Origin of the sequence: Microseira sp. BLCC-F43, assembly GCF_041929235.1 — a bacterium.
In the GTDB taxonomy this organism is placed as follows: Bacteria; Cyanobacteriota; Cyanobacteriia; order Cyanobacteriales; family Aerosakkonemataceae; genus Microseira.
This window is the reverse complement of record NZ_JBHFNP010000235.1, coordinates 96626-115933: the sequence shown is the minus strand read 5'-3', so window position 1 is coordinate 115933 and position 19308 is coordinate 96626. Positions and strand designations below refer to the sequence as shown.

Annotated in this window: 20 protein-coding genes and 1 pseudogene; 9 read left to right on the top strand and 12 right to left on the bottom strand. The window is 44.6% G+C overall.

Features of this window, described 5'->3' with window-relative positions; genetic code table 11:
* The coding region (locus ACE1CM_RS32320; protein WP_374882963.1) for a hypothetical protein at positions 1–273 on the bottom strand (273 nt) is incomplete at its 3' end.
* A pseudogene (locus tag ACE1CM_RS32315) lies at positions 273–650 on the bottom strand (deaminase); the annotation flags it as partial. The gene ACE1CM_RS32320 and the pseudogene ACE1CM_RS32315, both read right to left, overlap by 1 nt.
* 620 nt (positions 651–1270) lie before the next feature.
* Here ACE1CM_RS32315 and ACE1CM_RS32310 point away from each other — a divergent pair.
* Positions 1271–2197, top strand: a complete 927-nt coding sequence (locus tag ACE1CM_RS32310) for a CHAP domain-containing protein (protein ID WP_374882962.1) — start codon at positions 1271–1273, stop codon at positions 2195–2197.
* A gap of 307 nt (positions 2198–2504) precedes the next feature.
* On the opposite strand, the gene ACE1CM_RS32305 is transcribed toward ACE1CM_RS32310, so the two are convergent.
* The 4 genes from ACE1CM_RS32305 to sufB form a co-directional block, all read right to left on the bottom strand.
* Entirely contained in the window at positions 2505–3767 is a 1263-nt protein-coding gene (locus ACE1CM_RS32305) for a SufS family cysteine desulfurase (RefSeq protein ID WP_374882961.1), read from the bottom strand.
* A 105-nt stretch (positions 3768–3872) separates the two neighbouring features.
* Complete coding sequence (gene sufD / locus ACE1CM_RS32300) at positions 3873–5219, bottom strand: Fe-S cluster assembly protein SufD (RefSeq protein ID WP_374882960.1); 1347 nt, start codon at positions 5217–5219, stop codon at positions 3873–3875.
* Complete coding sequence (sufC, locus tag ACE1CM_RS32295; protein WP_374882959.1) at positions 5219–6007, bottom strand: Fe-S cluster assembly ATPase SufC; 789 nt, start codon at positions 6005–6007, stop codon at positions 5219–5221. Before sufC ends, sufD begins: the two co-directional genes overlap by 1 nt.
* Positions 6008–6199: 192 nt before the next feature.
* A complete protein-coding gene (gene sufB / locus ACE1CM_RS32290) occupies positions 6200–7636 on the bottom strand; it encodes a Fe-S cluster assembly protein SufB (RefSeq protein WP_374882958.1) in 1437 nt (478 codons plus the stop codon).
* Between the two features lie 235 nt (positions 7637–7871).
* On the opposite strand from sufB, the gene sufR reads away from it, so the two are divergent.
* The 4 genes from sufR (at position 7872) to ACE1CM_RS32270 (ending at position 10160) form a co-directional block, all read left to right on the top strand.
* On the top strand, positions 7872–8540 hold the full coding sequence (sufR, locus tag ACE1CM_RS32285; protein ID WP_374882957.1) for an iron-sulfur cluster biosynthesis transcriptional regulator SufR: 669 nt from the start codon (positions 7872–7874) through the stop codon (positions 8538–8540).
* Between the two features lie 50 nt (positions 8541–8590).
* Positions 8591–8848: a hypothetical protein gene (locus tag ACE1CM_RS32280; protein ID WP_374882956.1), complete on the top strand. Its 258-nt coding sequence runs from the start codon at positions 8591–8593 to the stop codon at positions 8846–8848.
* 78 nt (positions 8849–8926) lie between these two features.
* The gene (locus tag ACE1CM_RS32275) at positions 8927–9454 is read left to right on the top strand and encodes a methyltransferase domain-containing protein (protein ID WP_374882955.1); all 528 of its coding nucleotides are present in this window, start codon (positions 8927–8929) and stop codon (positions 9452–9454) included.
* 85 nt (positions 9455–9539) lie between these two features.
* Positions 9540–10160 carry a Uma2 family endonuclease gene (locus ACE1CM_RS32270; protein ID WP_374882954.1) on the top strand — a complete coding sequence of 207 codons (621 nt, stop codon included), beginning with the start codon at positions 9540–9542 and terminating at the stop codon, positions 10158–10160.
* A gap of 186 nt (positions 10161–10346) precedes the next feature.
* Here ACE1CM_RS32270 and ACE1CM_RS32265 read toward each other — a convergent pair whose 3' ends face one another.
* Positions 10347–11429, bottom strand: coding sequence for an ATP-dependent 6-phosphofructokinase (locus tag ACE1CM_RS32265; RefSeq protein WP_374882953.1), 1083 nt, complete (start codon positions 11427–11429; stop codon positions 10347–10349).
* Between the two features lie 145 nt (positions 11430–11574).
* Between ACE1CM_RS32265 and ACE1CM_RS32260 the strand changes: the two genes are divergently transcribed.
* Positions 11575–12714 (top strand): succinylglutamate desuccinylase/aspartoacylase family protein, encoded by a 1140-nt coding sequence (locus ACE1CM_RS32260; protein WP_374882975.1) that lies wholly within the window; start codon positions 11575–11577, stop codon positions 12712–12714.
* A gap of 228 nt (positions 12715–12942) precedes the next feature.
* Here the strand turns inward: ACE1CM_RS32260 and ACE1CM_RS32255 are convergent, their stop codons facing one another.
* A complete protein-coding gene (locus ACE1CM_RS32255; RefSeq protein WP_374882952.1) occupies positions 12943–13158 on the bottom strand; it encodes a hypothetical protein in 216 nt (71 codons plus the stop codon).
* A 387-nt stretch (positions 13159–13545) separates the two neighbouring features.
* On the opposite strand from ACE1CM_RS32255, the gene ACE1CM_RS32250 reads away from it, so the two are divergent.
* Positions 13546–13746 (top strand): helix-turn-helix transcriptional regulator, encoded by a 201-nt coding sequence (locus tag ACE1CM_RS32250; protein WP_374882950.1) that lies wholly within the window; start codon positions 13546–13548, stop codon positions 13744–13746.
* 153 nt (positions 13747–13899) lie between these two features.
* Here ACE1CM_RS32250 and ACE1CM_RS32245 read toward each other — a convergent pair whose 3' ends face one another.
* The 3 genes from ACE1CM_RS32245 to ACE1CM_RS32235 all read right to left on the bottom strand — a co-directional run bounded on the left by ACE1CM_RS32245 (position 13900) and on the right by ACE1CM_RS32235 (position 16880).
* Positions 13900–15195 carry a class I SAM-dependent methyltransferase gene (locus tag ACE1CM_RS32245; protein ID WP_374882949.1) on the bottom strand — a complete coding sequence of 432 codons (1296 nt, stop codon included), beginning with the start codon at positions 15193–15195 and terminating at the stop codon, positions 13900–13902.
* Between the two features lie 239 nt (positions 15196–15434).
* Positions 15435–16619 carry an NAD(P)H-quinone oxidoreductase subunit H gene (locus ACE1CM_RS32240; protein WP_374882948.1) on the bottom strand — a complete coding sequence of 395 codons (1185 nt, stop codon included), beginning with the start codon at positions 16617–16619 and terminating at the stop codon, positions 15435–15437.
* Between the two features lie 132 nt (positions 16620–16751).
* Positions 16752–16880 carry a hypothetical protein gene (locus ACE1CM_RS32235; protein WP_374882947.1) on the bottom strand — a complete coding sequence of 43 codons (129 nt, stop codon included), beginning with the start codon at positions 16878–16880 and terminating at the stop codon, positions 16752–16754.
* A 550-nt stretch (positions 16881–17430) separates the two neighbouring features.
* On the opposite strand from ACE1CM_RS32235, the gene ACE1CM_RS32230 reads away from it, so the two are divergent.
* On the top strand, positions 17431–17640 hold the full coding sequence (locus tag ACE1CM_RS32230) for a hypothetical protein (protein WP_374882946.1): 210 nt from the start codon (positions 17431–17433) through the stop codon (positions 17638–17640).
* A gap of 23 nt (positions 17641–17663) precedes the next feature.
* Here the strand turns inward: ACE1CM_RS32230 and ACE1CM_RS32225 are convergent, their stop codons facing one another.
* Positions 17664–18932 carry an RNA-guided endonuclease InsQ/TnpB family protein gene (locus ACE1CM_RS32225; protein ID WP_374882945.1) on the bottom strand — a complete coding sequence of 423 codons (1269 nt, stop codon included), beginning with the start codon at positions 18930–18932 and terminating at the stop codon, positions 17664–17666.
* Positions 18933–19021: 89 nt separating this feature from the next.
* Here ACE1CM_RS32225 and ACE1CM_RS32220 point away from each other — a divergent pair, with 89 nt between their 5' ends.
* The gene (locus tag ACE1CM_RS32220; protein WP_374882944.1) at positions 19022–19270 is read left to right on the top strand and encodes a hypothetical protein; all 249 of its coding nucleotides are present in this window, start codon (positions 19022–19024) and stop codon (positions 19268–19270) included.
* Positions 19271–19308: the final 38 nt, after the last annotated feature.

The following is a 19308-nucleotide window of genomic DNA, read 5'->3' as shown; positions in this document are numbered from 1 at the left end:
AACCAATGCTTGTATTTCATCAGATTTTGATAGATCGACTAAAGTATAGAATTTGATGTTATCGAAGGTTACAGTAACAACATATTTTCCCGATTGACCGCCGCCAATTGACATATAAGTTTCTTCATCTGCTCCCAAGGTGACTAAAGTTTTACTTTTGCCATCTAATTCGCGAATCGCTGTTTCTATTTGATGCCAATTTGGGTTGTCGATTAAGCTACCTTCATCCTGGTTGCCAATCCAGTTTTCTACTGTCATATCTGACACAAACATTATTGTCTCCTCCTTTTTGGGGGGGTAACTGTTATTGTTTTGATTTCAGTTGGCGTAATAATTTCTAATTCTTCTATTCCTAACTGCCAAGCCATAGAATTTACACCTCCTCTTACACCGCAAGCCGCGCAAAGATTGCGATCTACAATTAAACGGGCTTTCCCACCTCTAATACCTGCATCCGCCGCTTGTTGAAAAGCATCAGCCTCGGCGTGACCTTTGGTGATTGGATTGACAATTAAGGTTATCTGCCGGGGATTAGGATTATTTCTGGCGTTGATACCAAAGAAGCTTTGACCGCTTATTTCTAGTTTAGCTATCGTTGAGTTGTCGGTTTCGCTACCAGCAGGAGGTAAACCGAGGCGCTGTCTATATTCAGCTAGATCGTCAAAGACACCGTTCGTATTCTCCTCTCTTTGGGCTTTTTTTCCCTATTTTGCTTAATTATCGCACTTCATTGCTCTTGGGTAAGGCGATCGCTTTTTTAATTTAAACCGCAGAGACGCAGAGGACGCAGAGGAAGAACAAGGGAGTCGCGCTTTCTAATTTACACCGCAGATGCAGGCAGATAAACGCACTTCCCATTGTGAATTAACAGTTGCTTGCCGCTGTCTGAACTATCCGTATGTTTCCCCAAAGACGGATAGCAGTGAGTGTTTTTACGGTTACAGTGTACCTAAGTACAGCGGCGAGGGTAAAAGCCCACTCTTTTGTCCTATTAAGTTGATAACTTTACAATAACTTAAAAAAGCAGCCCCTTTCAATCAAGATTATAAAAAGTTTTTTTGAATAAAAATTCAGTGAAATCGCGATTGATATTTTTTTTTTATTAATTAATTTAGATTTAATTGAAACAGGTTATTGAGGACTAAATACATGGGTTGAGTTAACTCATGAAGTAGTCATCAAATGGTGCAATACAGCGCGTGCAAAGTGCATAACTTTGTCTTCGCATTCCCAATAAAAATACAGACCAAATCGGTTAAAAGGAAAGTCCATGACAAGTCCATCTGTTTTCGGAATTAATCTCAATTCCAGACATTATCAAGCGCAAGGTAACAAGTTTGTCGCAGCCAACAACGATCCTAATTATTTGTGGTGTACTGAATTCGCTTATGGTCGAGCGATGGAAAAGGGATTGTTTGGGAACAACCAAGGAATCGGAGCGCCAATTCGGGGTAATGCGGGTTTCTGGGATGATAATGTAGGCTCAAACAATTGGGGGCGTCAGGTTCGCGCCAATAGTATTGTTGTCTGGGACCCGAATCAAGGTGGAGCTGGTAATGTAGGTCATGTGGGATTTGTTGAGCGAGTCAATTCAGATGGTTCATTTACCATCTCAGAAGCGAATTGGGGTAGTGCCAGAGGAACGTTTAACTCGCGCACTATTACTCGCGGCAGCAATGCGTTTAACACAGCTAAATTTATTTATCTGTCAGGCGGTAGTACTCCTCCTCCTCCTACAAATCCTTTCAGAGGAACTGAAGGCAACGATCGCATTGATGGGAATTCCGGTAACAACACTTTAGAAGGTTTGGGAGGAAATGACACCCTGTATGGTGAAGCTGGTAACGATGTCGTATTGGGTGGCGCTGGAAATGATTACCTTGATGGTTATGCCAGTTATCGCAATACTGAATTTGACACTTTAACGGGTGGTTCTGGCGTAGATACTTTTGCTCTTGGTAATACAAGGCAGGGAGCATTCTACCAAGGCGAAGGTCACGCAGTCATTACGGATTACTCATTTCGAGATGACTATATCCAACTTCGAGGAAGCGCCAGCGGCTACAGGTTGGCTGTTAGTGGTTCAGACACGTTAATTTACCTCAACAATAGCAACGATCTGATTGGTATTGTGAAGGGAGTAACAGACATGAGTCTAACTGCAAGACCAGGAAGGGTAGATTTTACGTTTGTATAACCAGATACCCGACTTCTTAGAGAATACGCCCCCCTGATTTTATAGCCCGCGCAGGCGGGCTTTGTTTGTGTAGCCCTACCCTTAAGGGTAGGGAGTATTGGAAGCAAATTTCGTATCACAATGCGATCGCCCTTTTCCTATTCTAAAACGCAAAGAAGTCTGGTAACTTCTGCGAAATCCAACTTCTGAAATTTTATGCCGAACGACTAAAGTCGCGGCTACACAAACAAAGACCGCCTGCGCGGTCTATAAGAATAATAAGGGGGGGTTAGGGGGGATCGGATTTGGTATCATTTCAAACTCTATATCAACCAAACATCCCGCCAAAAAAGTCGATTGTTTCCTTCAACGCCGCGATAAACGCATCAATTTCTTCCCGCGTGTTGTAGAAATACAAACTCGCTCTCGCAGTAGATGCAACGTTCAAATAACGGTGTAAAGGTTGCGTACAATGATGCCCAGAACGAATGGCAATCCCAGACTGATCTAACATTGTAGATAAGTCGTGGGGATGAACTTCTCCCGCAGTAAATGCAGCGAGTGCAGCTCTACCTTCTCCATTTTGATCTGGTTTTGGCCCGTAAATTCGGATGTCGGGAATTTGCTGCAATTTCTCGCATAAATATGCGGTCAATTCGGCTTCGTAGGCGTGGATTTTGTCCATGCCGATGTTAGTAAGATAATCTACTGCTGCACCGAGCGCGATCGCTTCCGCTATAGCAGGTGTCCCCGCTTCAAATTTGTGCGGAATATCGGCATAGGTAGATCTCTCTAAAAACACATCCGCAATCATTTCCCCGCCACCTAAAAACGGCGGCATCGCCCGCAGTATATTTTGTTTTCCGTATAAGAAGCCGATCCCGGTGGGGCCGCACATCTTGTGACCCGATGCTACGAGCCAATCGCAGTCGATATCCTGCACGTTGAGCGGGATGTGGGGGGCAGCTTGGCAGGCATCAATTAATACCTTGGCTCCGTAATGGTGAGCGATCGCGCAAATCTCTTTCACCGGATTTATGCATCCCAGGGTGTTGGAAACATACACGGTGGAGACTAATTTAGTCTTATCGGATACGAGTTTTTTGAACTGTTCTAAATCGAATTCTTCGTTTTGATTCAGTTCGACAAATTTCAACACCGCGCCGGTTTTTTGGGCGACAAATTGCCAGGGAACTAAGTTGCTGTGATGTTCCATTACGGTGAGGATGATTTCATCTCCCCTTTGGAGGTTTGTCATTCCCCAAGCATAAGCAACTAAGTTAATTGCTTCGGAAGCGTTACGGGTATATATAATTTCTTCTGTTAAAGCAGAGTTAACAAATTTAGCTACTTTTACCCGCGCAGCTTCATAAGCGTCTGTCGCTTTGGCGCTGAGGGTGTGGACGCCGCGGTGGACGTTGGAATTATATTGTTCGTAATAGTCTCTAATCGCATTTAGCACCGCCAATGGTTTTTGAGAGGTGGCGGCGTTATCGAGGTAAACTAATGGTTTGCCGTTGACTTCTTGGTGCAAAATGGGGAAGTCAGCGCGAACTTTTTCAGCTAAGGTTTTTTCTTTGGTAACAGTCATGGTTGGGTGGTTGCTAATTGTTAATTGCTAATTGCTAATTGCTAATTGCTAATTGCTAATAAGTTAATATTTTTTTATTAGCCATTAGCCATTAGCCATTAGCGATTACCGTTTCATCAAATTGACGGCAGAATACAGGGTTTCCCGTAAAGAAGCTATGGGGAGTCGATTTAAGATTTCGGCGGCGAAGGCGTTAATCAACAGGTTGCGGGAGTCTTCTTGATTTAATCCCCGACTTTGCAGGTAAAAGACTTCATCATCTTCTAATTGACTCACCGTTGCGCCGTGGGAACATTTGACGTTATCGGCGGTAATTTCTAGCTGGGGTTTGGTATCGACTCTCGCTTTGGGGGAGAGTAACAAATTCCGACTTAATTGCGCGGCGTTGGTGAGTTGTGCCGGTTTGGGAACGAAGATTTTCCCGTTAAATACGCCGTGGGCTTTATCGGCGACAATGCATTTATGAATTTGGTTAGTAGTGCCGTGAGGTTTGGTAAGTTTAATCGCGCTGTGGGTATCTGCTAACTGTTCGTTAGCAATCATGGTCAAACCGTTGAGATTGGTTTCTGTTTGTTCGCCCGTCTGCAAAACTTCTAGGTTGTGGCGCGATATTTTGGCGCCTAAACTAATCGCATTACAAGTATAGCGACTGTCGCGGGCTTGGGCGATCGCACTCAGTCCCACATGATAAGCTTCCCCACTTTCTCGTTGCAGGCGAGTGTGGTTAACCGTCGCATTTTCCCCCACCCAAACTTGCGTCACTGCGTTGGTAAAAGTCGAGCCTTTACCGATCGCCGTATAATCTTCCACAAAGGTAATGCTGCTACCCGGTTCGGCAATTACTAAACAGTGTGGTAAAGATAGAGTTGGTGTTTCTCCAGGCGTCGCTATATAGAGGATGTGGATAGGCGTTTCAATTGCCTGATTTTTGGGTACGTATATAACCGCCGCATCGACTAACCCCGCCATATTTAACCCCGCGAATACATCGTGGTATTCTTGGGATTGGGAGAGGTATTGTTGGATGCGATCGCTATAATTTCCCGGTGCTTGGGTTAAGTTCCCAGCAAAAAATTCCATCCCCAACGTTGGTAGCAGCGACGCATCTATCGATGATAGAGAAGGTACATAATAACCATTCACGAAAACAATTCGCAACGGCAGCGCATTCTTATCCCTAACTGGTAAAGTCAAATCGGATAATTTCAGGGAAGATTCGCGATTCACATCGGGAACTTGGAAAGGAATATCCAAAATTTCGGATATATCCGTAAACCGCCATTCCTCATCTTTAGTAGTAGGAAACTTACTGCCAAGGACATATTCAACAGCAGCATCGCGCACATCTTTTAAACCGTGGGCGCAAGCTTCCCGCTTCGCCTTTCCCAGCTTGCGACACTGATTAACTAACTCTGGCAAATAAGCATCGCGAGAGGCAACTTTAGTATTCATTACACCGTCACCTCAGCCGCACTTTCTTGCATTACCCAATCGTAACCCCGCTCTTCCAATTCCAACGCTAATTCCTTCGTTCCCGTGCGAATAATTCGCCCATCCGCCATTACGTGAACGTAATCGGGAACTATATAATTCAACAACCGCTGATAGTGGGTAATAACCAACATCGCATTCTCAGCATTTGCCAATTCATTTACCCCATTGGCAACGATTTTTAGCGCATCGATATCCAACCCCGAATCAGTTTCATCCAAGATGGCTAACTTCGGTTCTAATAAAGCCATTTGCAGAATTTCATTCCGCTTCTTTTCACCACCCGAAAAACCTTCATTTACACTCCGCCCCAAAAAACTGGAATTCATCTTCACCAATTCCAGCTTTTGCTCAACCAAATCTTGAAAATCAAACGCATCCAACTCTTCCAAACCCTTACTCTTGCGATGGGAATTATAAGCCACCCGCAAGAAATCCAAATTACTCACACCCGGAATTTCCAAAGGATATTGGAACGCCAAAAATATTCCCGCCCTCGACCTTTCTTCCGGTTCCAATTCAAACAGATTTTGCCCTTGGAAAATCACCTCGCCACCAGTCACCTCGTAAGCAGGATGCCCCGCCAAAACCTTAGACAAAGTACTCTTTCCAGAACCATTCAACCCCATAATCGCGTGGATTTCTCCCGCCTTTACTTCCAGATTCAAACCCTTAAGAATCTGATTCCCATCTACATCCGCAGTGAGATCCCTCACCGATAGGATAACCTCACTATTCTCTCTAATCATCTTCCTTCCCTTCTTCCTTCGCGTCCTTCGCGCCTTCGTGGTTCATTAATCAAGGTGGATGATACCCACCCAAAATCTCTTTCTACTCTCTTCTCTGCGTTCTCTGCGTCTCTGCGGTTCAATTAAACCGAGACAATCCCTCTTGAAAGCGTTCCCAGACAAGAGCCTGGGAACGAGAGAGTGGCAGTACAATTAACCAACGCTGCCTTCTAACTTCAAGCTCAACAACTTGTCAGCTTCCACGGCAAATTCCATCGGCAATTGATTAAACACATCTTTACAGAATCCGCTAATCATCATCGAAACAGCATCTTCCGCAGAAATGCCCCGTTGAGCAAAATAGAATAGCTGCTCTTCCCCAATCTTAGAAGTAGAAGCTTCATGCTCTACTTTACCCGTGTTGTTTTGCACTTGGATATAGGGAAAAGTATTCGCTTGGGCGTTATCCCCAATCAACATCGAGTCGCATTGGGAATAGTTACGCGCGCCTTTAGCATTGGGGCCAAATTTCACCAAACCGCGATAGCTATTTTGCGAATTACCAGCAGAAATACCCTTAGAAATAATCGTGCTGCGGGTATTTTTGCCGATGTGTACCATCTTCGTCCCGGTGTCGGCTTGTTGCTTGTTATTGGTTAGCGCAACCGAGTAAAATTCACCTACGGAATTATCGCCCACTAACACGCAACTGGGATATTTCCAGGTAATCGCAGAACCCGTTTCCACCTGCGTCCAAGAAATTTTGGAATTGACGCCTTGGCACAATCCCCGCTTGGTGACGAAGTTGTAGATTCCGCCTTTGCCGTTTTCGTCGCCCGCGTACCAGTTTTGCACGGTCGAATACTTAATTTCGGCGTTATTTAAGGCAACTAATTCCACCACGGCGGCGTGCAATTGATTGGTGTCGAACATGGGGGCGGTACAACCTTCCAAGTAAGACACGTAGCTGTCATCTTCGGCGACGATTAAGGTGCGTTCAAATTGTCCCGACTCTCCGGTATTGATGCGGAAGTAGGTGGACAATTCCATCGGACAACGAACGCCTTTGGGAATATAAACAAACGAACCATCGCTAAATACCGCCGAGTTGAGCGCGGCGAAATAATTATCCGCGATGGGGACGACGCTACCCAAATATTTCTGGATTAATTCGGGATGTTCCTGCAACGCTTCGGAGATGGAACAGAAGATGACGCCTTCCTTCGCCAGCTTTTCCTTAAAGGTTGTCGCGACGGAGACGCTATCGAAGATCGCATCCACCGCTACGTTGGAGAGGCGCTTTTGTTCGGATAGGGGAATACCCAGCTTCTCGAAGGTTTCCAGCAGGGTGGGATCTACTTCCTCGATGCTGTTGAGCTTTTTCTTTTGCTTGGGAGCAGAGTAGTAGATAATATCTTGATAGTTAATCGGAGGATAGGTGACGTGGGGCCAGGTTGGCTCGGTCATCTTCAGCCACTGGCGATAGGCTCGCAGGCGAAACTCCAGCATGAACTCCGGTTCGTTCTTTTTGGCGGAGATCAGGCGCACGACATCCTCGTTTAAGCCCTTGGGAATCGTATCTGTTTCGATATTGGTGACGAAACCGTACTTATAGGGCTGATTGACTAATGTTTGAACCGTAGGACTCATTCTCGTGTGTTCTCTCGTGTTCTAGACGATTCTCTTAAGGATGGCAGTCAGGCTGGGAGCATCTATCGCGAGCTGAGCGGATGGATGCCAACCCTTACTAAAGAGACATTACAATAGAGTAAAACAACATTTTTGTTGCTTAACTCTATTTTAAGCTACATTAGCAACAATCATGTTGTCAAAGTCAAATAGAATTTTTTTTCGTTTTGGCTCTCGGTGTAGGACTTTAGGGGCGATGATGGCGACTACTCAGCAACCTTCCACCAAACAGGACATCCTGCAACACTTACTGGAGCGGGGTCAAGCGACAGCGCAGGAGTTGGCAGATGCTCTCGATATTAGCCCGCAAGCGGTGCGGCGTCATTTAAAGGACTTAGATGCGGAAGATTTAATCGAGTACCAAACGCTGCAAGTGGGGATGGGGCGTCCGCAGCATGTATACAAGCTTAGTCGCAAGGGGCGAGATCGCTTCCCCGACAGTCACGGTAAATTTGCCGTCTCCCTCCTGGATACCCTCGCAGAAACTATGGGCTATGACCAGGTGAATACCATTCTCCGCAAACAGTGGGAACGCAAAGGGATGGATTATCGCGTACGCGTCGGTAGCGGATCGTTAAGCGATCGCGTCGCCAGATTGGTCGAACTTCGCAAAGCCGAAGGCTACATGGCAGAATACTATCCGGTAGAATCAAATAATTCCCAGGATGCGGCTCCCCGCTTCATGTTCACCGAGCATAATTGTGCCATTGCCGACGTTGCCGAAACTTTCCCCAGCGTCTGCGGTCACGAATTAGAAATGTTTTCTCTAGTGTTGCCCGATTGTACCGTAGAACGCACCCACTGGTTAATTAACGGCGAACATCGCTGCGGTTATTTAATTACCAAATTAGGGACTAGGGGCTAGGGAAGAAACAAAATAAATCTAAAATCTAAAATCTGCAATCTGCAATTAACATGAACGCACCACAACAACCAGGAACGCAGTTTTTATCTTTGGAAGAAGCTTATAAAGTGGATGCTGCGTTGTTAGCTTCCCATGAAAAGTTTTTAACCAGAATCACAATTTCATCCCAAAAGTTATTAAAGCATATTGCTGGAGAATACGGCGTTAAAATTGAAGATTTGACTACGGATCAAATTATTGCCTGGTTTGAAAAAGATGGGAAAATTCGCCGCGAACAAGGAACCGAAGCGGCATTTTTGAAGTGGTAAACCTTGCTTACCCTCAAGAGTACCAACAATCTAGAAGCATTATTTTGAATAAGTTACAAAATTCAATCGACCGTTAACATGAACCCCATAAAGCTTCACATAGGCGGCAAACAGCCACACCCAGATTGGAAAATCTTAGATATTCAAGAACGTCCAGAAGTTAACTTTGTGTGTAATGCTAACTGCCTCCAGCAGTTTGAGGATAATTCTATCGAAGCCATTTATGCTAGCCACGTACTGGAACATTTCCACTACTCACTCAATGACGAACTCAGCAAAACTCTAAGGGAGTGGTATCGGGTTCTTCAACCAGGAGGAAAGCTTTTTATTAGCGTGCCAGATTTACGAGTTCTATGTTGGTTATATTTAAATCCTAACCTGTCTCTGATTGAAAGACACTACTTGATGGCAGTGATGTTTGGAGGCCAAAATGACGAGCATGATGTTCATAAAGCTGGTTTTGATTTTGATATTTTGACCTTTTATTTAGAGAAAGCAGGTTTTCAGGAATGTACTCAAGTAGAAGAATTTGGGATATTTGACGATAATAGCAGTTATCGAATATTAGATACGTTGATAAGTTTAAATGCGCTCGCAACTAAGTAGAAAATTTATCACTACAGTTAAGTGAAATTAAGCTAGGAAAAACTTACTAAAAAGCCTGAATTAGAGAAAGAGTAGAGCGATCCCTATGGTTACAACTCCAGTAAAAAAACTAACTTTTGCAGAATTCCTCGAACAGTATCCAGACGGTTATGGGATTTTTGAACTCGTAAATGGAGAAATTGTGAGAGTAGAACCAACTAGATCGCATAAGAATGTAGCCAGATTTATAATGCTATCATTCAATGATGAAATTAGGCGATTGAACCTTGACTATATTGCCGATCAGACTGTACTCATCAGAACTGTCACCGCCAATGGACAAGAACAAGGTAGAAACCCCGATGTGAGTGTAGTTAAGGCATCTTTGTGGAACTCGAACGTAACAGCTTATGGTGCGCTGATCGAACCAATTCAGTTAGCTGTAGAAGTCACCTCAACGAACTGGGATGATGATTACGTTGATAAATTAGATGAGTATCAACGACTGGGTATAGCTGAATATTGGATTGTTGATTATTTAGCTATTGCTTCTAGAAATTATCTGGGAAATCCCAAAGTTCCTACAGTATTTGTTTATCACTTAATTGAAGGTCAATACCAAGTCACATCATTTAGAGGCGATGATAAAATTATCTCTCTCACTTTCCCAGAATTAGAGATAACGGTTGAGCAAGTTGTAAACAGCAGTCAGATGGGAAAACTTTAAAATTACAGATGGCAGATTTGAGATTGCAGATGTTCTTTTAAATCAGGACTTACGCAAACACCAAAGTTTCTCTGAAAAATCATCGGTTTGAAAACGAGAGATCGCTGCCAAGTTACCCGGTTTCTACGCTCTTCGTGCGGCAGTCCTGTAAAATCTAAAATCTGCCATCTCAAATCTAAAATTCCTCTAGTCTCCCAAATAAATCCCCAATCCTTTGGCAGTTTTAACCAGAGTCCCATTGGGATCTACTGCTCTGTATTGCGCTATTGCTTCCCCAATTGGCACGCTGACTACTTGGCGATTTTGCCAACCCACCATATGGTCGTATTTACCTTCGGCAATTAAATCAACTGCCGCTACTCCAAAAGCAGAAGCAATTAATCGATCTAATGGAGAAGGAGTCCCCCCCCGTTGAATGTGTCCCAAAACAATCACCCGCGTTTCCGCACCCGTACAAGCAGAAATTCGATCTGCCAAATAATCCCCAATGCCACCTAATCGACATTGTCCCAAACGATTGGTGCGGGTAACTGTCTCACCCGTATCTGTACGCACTGCCTCGGATACAACTATTAAAGAATAGTTTTTTCCCCGATCTTGACGTTCAAAGAGTTTCTGACAAAGATTGTCCAGACTATAAGGAATTTCCGGAATCAGAATTACATCCGCACCCCCGGAAATTCCGGCACTGATGGCGATGTGTCCCGCATCCCGCCCCATCACTTCTAAAATCATCACCCGACTGTGACTGGCAGCGGTAAAATGCAATCGGTCGATTGCTTCTGTGGCAATGTTAACCGCAGTATCGCATCCGATAGAATGCTCGGTAACTCCCACGTCATTATCAATCGTTTTGGGAATTCCTACCAGATTGAGATTGCCTTGTTGGGCAATTTTTCGCAAAATTGCCAGACTTCCATCCCCGCCAATGCCGATGATGGCGTCTAAACCGAGTTCGTGGTAGCCTGCGATAATTTCAGACGAGCGATCGGAAATGGTTCCATCCGGCATCGGGAAGGCAAAAGGGTTGCCTTCATTGGTTGTTCCCAACACCGTCCCGCCTGCGGTTAGCAACGAATCCACTTTATCGATACCAAGCGGCATCACTTTCGGCGGATGGTGCATCAATCCTTGGGTAGCTTGACGAATTCCCAACACTTCCCAACCATAGCTTCCCACAGCGCGGTGTACCACCGCCCGAATGGCAGCATTTAAGCCAGCACAGTCGCCGCCGCTGGTTAAAATGCCAATGCGTTTATGTTCTCCCATATTCTTTTATGTCAATTGCGTGAACTGCGCCATCCATCAGTCAAGCATCAAATGCTACAAAAACCAGAATTTTAATAATTTTATTGGCATATAGGTGGCCTATTGAGGTAATCTATCTCTTGCAGTAACAGCTATGGGTCTATTTATGCTTCCGAGTATTTCTACTATTCCACTGATCCAACTTGCATCGGGCGATCGCCTCTCGCTCCAAGTCTATAAATTCATCGGTGCTAAACCAGGTAAAAAAGCTTATTTACAAGCTAACTTACATGGTGCAGAAATCGTCGGCAATGCCGTCATTCACCAGTTAATCGAATTCTTGACAAATGCCAACGAAACTGATATTGCCGGTGAAATTTGGCTAGTTCCCGTTTGTAATCCTTTTAGCACCAACCAGCGCACTCATAACTTTTCTACAGGAAGATTTAACATTTACGATGGTAAAGACTGGAACCGCATTTTTTGGGATTATGAAAAAGACTGCGAAGATTTAGAAGAATTCGCTAAATATCAGATAGATTTGGATGCCGAAACGATGAGAAAAAACTATTTGGAAAAAATTAGATATGGCTGGGAAAAGCAAGGGGAAAAAATCAAATCTCCCCAGGGAGTATCTTTGATCAAGTATTATCGATATCACCTGCAATCTTTGTGTTTAGATGCAGATTATGTAATTGACATCCACAGTTCTAGCAATCAATCAATAGATTACATTTATGGGTTTCCGGGAAGAGAAGAAAGCGCAAAAGCTTTCTTGCTCGATTATGAAATTTTACTCAACGAATACGATGGCAATGCTTTTGACGAAGCGTTCTTGAAACCTTGGTTAGCATTAGAGGATAGTTTGGCAGACTTGGGAAAATCGATTAAGTTTGATATAGAATCCTGGACATTTGAACTCGGTTCGGGTATGGAAATGAATCCCGAATCGGTGAAAAAAGGCGTGCTGGGAATTAAAAATTATTTGGCACAAAAAGGCATATTATCCATTTCTGGGTTTCCCCTGCCAGAAACCGCATCGCATCAAATCAATTTTATCCTCAAAACTCAGATAAAAAAATACTATGCTCCGGCAGGGGGGATGGTTCAATCTAGAGTTGAATTGGGGAAAAAAGTTAACGCGGGAGAGCGGATTTATCAAATTCTCAGCTTTAATAAAGAAGAGAAGTTACCGACTTTGATTGATGTTCAGGCGGAAAAAGCAGGATTGGTTTTTGATGTAGCAACTAATCACGGAGTTAACCAAAGCGAGTATGTACTAACTTTGGTGGAATTTGAGGATTGATATCATGTCCGGTCGATTACCAATAATTAGGAGTAGGGAACATTATTAACGTTATCTGTTTGTCCGAGATATCTATTATGTTCCCTACGCAACGACGCAGTGAGGTTTTTTTATTATGGGCAATTCAACGGACATGATATGAGGGAATATGCGATCGCATCCATTTCCCCCTGCGATGCGAACGCGAGTGCGTCGGGTGTGCATATCGCTAAACCCCAACTTGTTACACTAGATCTTGGACTTCACGCTGTGAGTAGTCGAACACCCCAGCACCGCATCTGCGTTAAACACAATCGCAAATTTAGCATTGGGGATTAACTGTCGAATTATCTGCATATAACCCTCTGCATCAGAGCGATTGTAGAATTGGGCTACAGTGATTCGCTGCATATTCGGAAGCAAACGAACAATCAACCACTTGTTGAGGCGGTCTTTGTAAGGCATAATTGAATTCATCTCCATTAGTGTTGGAGCCAGAGCCAGTCAAAGTGCTTTTCCAGGGCAAAGACTGGCTTCTGACTTTTATTGGACTTTACCTGTACGTTTCCCAATGCCATAGAAAACTCCAGAAATTAGGGTTTGGCTTTGGAAATATTATCTTCAACTGGCAAACTTCAACGATCTCTAACTCCTTGGTAAATCTCCTAAAAGCTGTTTCGCTCAAAAAGATAACACGCTTTTTAAGTCTTTCTATGAAATCAATATTTTTTTACATAATTAACTACATATAATCAACTGAATATATATAGTTAACTGAAAGGCGCTTGACAGCTACATAGTTAGTTCTGAAATAGAGTAATCTAAAATTTAAAACCCAAAATATAACATCAAATGTCATTAGGGAAAAAGCTAAGAGAAAGACGGGAAAGTCTTGGTTTAACGCGCATACAAGTGGCGGAAGCGTGTAATGTTGTCCAATCAACCGCGATCAACTGGGAAACAGATAGACACGTACCCAAACTATACCCAGCGCAGATGAAAGCATTGTGTGACTTGCTGAATTTCACGCTAGAAGATTTAGTAGAGATCTAAAAGGGTGATGCGATCGCTAGGTTGACTAGACCTCTGGCAAAAATCTTTGAGGCGGGCAGAATGCCCACCCCACAAAACCAGAAAAATTCTTGTGGGGTGGGCGTCGGTGCCCGCCCTTCAAATCGTCTCAAAAGGAATTTTACAAGAGGTCTACTATATTGGCATACTCAAACCTTTCAAACGACGCGCCTTCTGATCTGCGGTCAAACCCTTACTTTGAACCAATACCCCAAAACCGCCCAATCCCATCGGGTTAATTAACTGATGTAACGCCTCGCGACGTTGCAAAACTTGATGGATTGCTTGAGGATTTGTAGCATCAATCGAAGACAGGGAAGCCATGCGCGAACCCAATCCCAACGCCATCAAAAAAAATTCCTGCTTCACAAAACCAACCTTCTGCAACCCGCACAATTCACCCCACCGTTCCAACGCGGTAAAATCGACATGAGCGGTAATATCTTGCCTGCCAATATTCACGTAGGGATTATCGTGATGTCGGTGTCGATAGTAACACTGCAATGTCCCTTGTTGCCGCGCCGGAGTGTAATAACGGTCAGCAGAGTAGCCATAATCAATAGTGAGCAAATATCCCTGCTTGAGTTTATTTGATACCATACTCACCCAGTCCAATGCTGCCAGATTTACCTCGCTGCGATATCCATCCGGATAAGCACTCGATGGTAATTGAATTCCAACCAATTGGAAATACTCGGCAAGTTTGGGGGTTGAAGGTTCGCCCGTCACCTCTACAAACCCTTTTTTCTCAGAAGATTGAGTTAAATTTAAAGGAATCGATCGATCTGGTGCTACCATGTCCAAAGCGTAAGAGGGTGGCGGTATAACTATGGGATCGATTCCTATCAACGACTGAGAAACATATATTTCTCGCAGTTGACCTTGTTCAATTACAAACAGATGGACGGGAAAAGCATCGACTAATTCATTAGAAAAAACCACCCCGATAATTGAGTCATTTGGTATTTCTTCTAAAGCGCACCACTTTAAAGGCAATCCTTGTAAACGCTGCTGCTGTTCTCGTTTGATACCAATCGATTTTTCAACAATGATATATTCCAAAACATTGAAAAAATCAGGGTATTGCAGTTGTAAATATTTCAGAATATCTGCCGCTAAAATTCCCTGACCCGCCCCCATTTCTCCGAGGGTAAAAGGCGATGGTTTTCCCAGAATTTCCCACATATTGACAAATTGCTCTGCTAGCAACTCGCCAAAGTCAGAACCAAGGTGAGGAGAGGTGAAAAAGTCACCTTGCGGCCCGATGTGGGCGGCGTTGGTGGCATAATACCCTTGCTGTGGGTGGTATAATACCAAATCCATGTATTCAGCAAAAGTAATTTGTTGCTGGGGATTTTCGGCAATCGAGAGCGCGATCGCATCGCACAAAGCTTGATTGTTGTCGTTAAGATCGGATTGTTGGACTACCATAAAATATTTTCTTTAAACCAATTCGGCTCGGCGAATTGTCTGGTTTATTCAATATTTTACCTGTTTAATTCGCTGCGGTGTCGTTTTTCCGCACGTTCTTATTAGGGGCGGGTTTATCGAAATATTTCCTGGTTCCGCCGACAGGTTGGTTAAACCCGCCCCTACTACAAACCACATAAAAAAATAGAGCAGCCGCACCTTGATGCAACTGCTCTTATTTAAACTCGCAGCGATATTTCCTAACGATCTACCGAACCCATGATGATGTCAATACTGCCCAAAATTGCCACAATATCGGCAACTTTTACCCCCTTGAGCAGGTGAGGGAAGATTTGCAGGTTGTTGAAATCTGCTGCACGAATTTTCCAGCGCCAAGGGAAAACATTATCATCCCCAATAATGTAAATTCCCAGCTCGCCTTTGCCGCTTTCAATGCGGACATAGTGTTCGCCTTTAGGAATCTTAAAAGTTGGGGCAATTTTCTTACTGATGAATTGGTAATCAAAACCGTTCCATTCAGATTTTGGCCCTTCTTGCATCCGCTTAGCTTCCAGGTTCTCATAAGCGCCACCGGGAAGTCCTTTCAAGGCTTGGCGGAGAATTTTAACCGACTCGCGCATTTCGCGAATCCGTACTAAGTAACGAGCGAAACAATCTCCCGCTGTTTCCCACTGTACTTCCCAATCAAAATCGTCGTAGCATTCGTAGCGATCAACTTTCCGCAAGTCCCACTTGACGCCAGACGCGCGCAGCATCGGACCGGAAAGCGCCCAGTTGATGGCTTCTTCGCGGGTAATAGTGCCGATACCTTCCACCCGACGGCGGAAGATCGGGTTATCGGTAATCAAGCGCTCGTATTCGTCTACTTTGGGATCGAAGTAGTCGCAGAAGTCTTCGCACTTATCTACCCAACCATAAGGCAAATCAGCCGCAACGCCGCCGATGCGGAAATAGTTGTTGTTAACGAGGCGATAACCTGTGGCAGCTTCCCACAGGTCGTAAATCAGTTCCCGTTCGCGGAAGATATAGAAAAATGGAGTTTGAGCGCCAACGTCCGCCAAAAATGGCCCCAACCACAGCAAGTGATTCGCGATGCGGTTTAATTCCAGCATGATGACGCGGATATAGCTGGCGCGTTTGGGGACGGGAATATCTGCTAGTTTTTCCGGCGCGTTGACAGTGACAGCTTCGTTAAACATCCCCGCCGCGTAGTCCCAGCGGCTGACGTAGGGGACGTACATAATATTGGTGCGGTTCTCGGCAATTTTTTCCATGCCGCGATGCAGGTAGCCAATCACCGGTTCGCAATCGATCACATCTTCCCCATCCAGGGTGACGATTAACCGCAACACCCCGTGCATCGAGGGATGGTGCGGCCCCATGTTGAGTATCATGGGTTCCGTTTTCGTTTCAATTCTTGCCATAGAAGCGCAATTTTAATTTTTGTTTCGCTCTTTAGATTATATTGGCTTATGCTTGCACAGCTGAGTTATCGCTGGCGAGAGTAGCCATAGCAAATTCTTTGGCTAAAGATTGGCTGGTCTTGAGCGTTCTATCTATTTTTGCTTAAGTACCACCAAAGTAATATCGTCAAAAACTTTCTGCTTGCCGATATGTCGCCCTAGGTCGTCAATCGCTGCTTGCCGAATTTGTGCGGCTGATTGGTGACGGTTTTGTGGCGCCACTTCCCACAGTCGCTCTCATCCGTATTGCCGTTTATTAATATCTGGGGCTTCCGTAATTCCATCCGTATTTTCCTTATTTATGGCAACATAATTGACCAAATTTAGTGGCAAACTATCGCTACTTTTTACTGGCAAAGATTGCAATACTTCTACTCGCCCATCAAGCTCTAGTGCAGCTTCAATCGTTATAGCGGTTTAATACAACAGCGGCTAGAGGCGCACTGCTGTGACCCCCTTCACCAATAGACCGCTGGCAAAAGTATCTAACCTGCCAGGGAATAAATTCCAAGGCTGAAGTTTTGTACGGCAAATTTGTTCAGACAATCAATCACCATTTAGAGGGTATTTGTAACTACTTGCAGCCCCATGTTGAGTATCATGGGTTTTTCAATTCTTGCCATAGAACAGCAATTTTAATTTTTGTTTCGTTCGCTTAATTATATTGGCTTATGGGTGAGCAGTTAGGTTAAAACAGACGGTTATAGGCATAGCAAAATCTTTGGCTAAAGATTGGCTAGTCTTGAGCAATTATTCATAGTGGTGCAGAACAATGGCAATGCGGCAAGAACAGTTTGATGGATTAGTTCAGCGTTTAGAGAATTTTGCCCGTCAGCAACCTGGGATTTATAAACTGCGCGTTGGTCTTTTGGCTGTGCTTGGCTACGCTTATATTTTCTTAGTTTTGGCAGTTTTGTTAGCGGTTGTTGCCTTAGTTGTGCTGATTGTGATATACAGTCTTGACGTACTCCCTCTGATTTAATCAGAGGGATTCTTAAAAGGATGTTACGAGGCGGTCTTAAGACGCGCCTCGTAACCTTTCTTCTTGCTTCTCAGATTCTTGACTAGACGGTTGCCCGTCCCCGTTAGATCATCTCCACAAGCATTTTCTTTTGTATCTAGGATGCGTCCCACCCCAGATATTCCGCGATTGCGGACAATTTGAGCCGCAGCTACATCCCGATGGACGGTGTATCCGCACTCAGGGCATTTATGAATCCTGACGCTGAGTTCCTTCTTGCCTGTATGAGCATCACATTGAGGACAGACTTGGGATGTGTAATCCTTATCTACCTTGGCAAAATACACCCCTCGCTTCCAACACACCCATTGCAGAATACTGATGAATTGCCCAAACCCAGCATCTAGGGTGTGTTTACCAAACAGACCCTTTGCCCATACCCGGAAGTCGATATCCTCAACGAATATCATCCCAGCACTATCACACAATTTGTGAGCCAGCTTGAAGTGCCAGTATGAGCGAGTATCGCTGATGCGTTGATGCAACCGTGCAATTTTCCGATTTAGCTTGTGGCGATTGCTGGAACCTTTTTGCTTGTGCTTCAATCTGCGTTGGAGCAATTTCAGCTTCCGGTGCAGTGAGCTTAAGAATCTGGGTCTATCAACCACAAGTCCTTCAGATGTTGCGACAAACTTGTCTAATCCCAGGTCAATCCCAACTGGATGACCGTGTGGCATGACATCTGGTACAGATACATCACATTCCAGGGACAACTGCACAAAATATCCAGATGCTTTGCGGACAATCCTCGCTTGCTTAACGACAAATCCGTCTGGAATCTCTCGTGACTTGACGTACTCTAGCCACCCCAACTGAGGCAACTTAATCTGATTGCCTTTTAAGAGCTGTCCTCTCCCCAATTGCGGATACACGAACGAACGCATTCGGTATCGGTTCTTAAACCGAGGGAATCCCATACCCTTGCGCTTCATGTCTACAAAAGCCGCCTCCAGTCTCTTTAAAACCTGTTGCAATGCCTGTGCATTGACGGTTGCGAGTTCTGGGAATTCGGTCTTTGCTTTTGTCAACGATTTACATTGTTGGGCATAGTTGGGATAGGGAGCATCAGTCGGAATGATGTATTCTGCGGAGATTGAGCAAGCGTTAATCTGGCATTTCCGGGAATTAATCCAATCCTTGCGCTCACGCAGGGCAAAGTTCCAGACCTTGCGGCATACCGTTAAAGTATGCTCAATTATCTGAACCTGCTCACTCGTTGGATTAGCTTTGTACTCGAATGTCAGATTTAACACTTGTTCTACCTCCTCCTATGAAATTATACTGCACTTCATAGGAATGGGACACATCGGGCTAAAGCCCTTATGTCGCTTTCACCCACCGCATGAATGACGGTGGCTCTCAGCTTCCATACTGTTTTGGTAGGATTAATAGTGCGATTATCCAGTTCGGCGTTGTGGCACTGGTGACGGCGCTGATTGTTGTGCGATCGCTCTGGGTATCTTTCCCCCCACCCGCAGGTTTACCCCTCTCCCGCCAACAAGCACCCCGTCTATTCGCCCTAGTAGACGAACTCACCGCTAAACTGCAAGCTCCCCGATTTCACCATATTTTACCAAAAACCTGGGTTTAAAGCCCCGTCCTTATAGGACGGCTTTTTTTCCGCACAAT

Coding starts and splice junctions, on each gene's coding strand:
- ACE1CM_RS32250 (WP_374882950.1), top strand. CDS start 13,546: ATGTCATTAGGGAAAAAGCTAAGAGAAAGACGGGAAAGTCTTGGTTTA.
- ACE1CM_RS32310 (WP_374882962.1), top strand. CDS start 1,271: ATGACAAGTCCATCTGTTTTCGGAATTAATCTCAATTCCAGACATTAT.
- sufC (WP_374882959.1), bottom strand. CDS start 6,007: ATGATTAGAGAGAATAGTGAGGTTATCCTATCGGTGAGGGATCTCACT.
- ACE1CM_RS32230 (WP_374882946.1), top strand. CDS start 17,431: ATGGCAATGCGGCAAGAACAGTTTGATGGATTAGTTCAGCGTTTAGAG.
- ACE1CM_RS32275 (WP_374882955.1), top strand. CDS start 8,927: ATGAACCCCATAAAGCTTCACATAGGCGGCAAACAGCCACACCCAGAT.
- ACE1CM_RS32265 (WP_374882953.1), bottom strand. CDS start 11,429: ATGGGAGAACATAAACGCATTGGCATTTTAACCAGCGGCGGCGACTGT.
- sufB (WP_374882958.1), bottom strand. CDS start 7,636: ATGAGTCCTACGGTTCAAACATTAGTCAATCAGCCCTATAAGTACGGT.
- ACE1CM_RS32270 (WP_374882954.1), top strand. CDS start 9,540: ATGGTTACAACTCCAGTAAAAAAACTAACTTTTGCAGAATTCCTCGAA.
- ACE1CM_RS32255 (WP_374882952.1), bottom strand. CDS start 13,158: ATGCCTTACAAAGACCGCCTCAACAAGTGGTTGATTGTTCGTTTGCTT.
- ACE1CM_RS32280 (WP_374882956.1), top strand. CDS start 8,591: ATGAACGCACCACAACAACCAGGAACGCAGTTTTTATCTTTGGAAGAA.
- ACE1CM_RS32220 (WP_374882944.1), top strand. CDS start 19,022: ATGAATGACGGTGGCTCTCAGCTTCCATACTGTTTTGGTAGGATTAAT.
- ACE1CM_RS32245 (WP_374882949.1), bottom strand. CDS start 15,195: ATGGTAGTCCAACAATCCGATCTTAACGACAACAATCAAGCTTTGTGC.
- ACE1CM_RS32260 (WP_374882975.1), top strand. CDS start 11,575: ATGCTTCCGAGTATTTCTACTATTCCACTGATCCAACTTGCATCGGGC.
- ACE1CM_RS32305 (WP_374882961.1), bottom strand. CDS start 3,767: ATGACTGTTACCAAAGAAAAAACCTTAGCTGAAAAAGTTCGCGCTGAC.
- ACE1CM_RS32240 (WP_374882948.1), bottom strand. CDS start 16,619: ATGGCAAGAATTGAAACGAAAACGGAACCCATGATACTCAACATGGGG.
- sufR (WP_374882957.1), top strand. CDS start 7,872: ATGATGGCGACTACTCAGCAACCTTCCACCAAACAGGACATCCTGCAA.
- sufD (WP_374882960.1), bottom strand. CDS start 5,219: ATGAATACTAAAGTTGCCTCTCGCGATGCTTATTTGCCAGAGTTAGTT.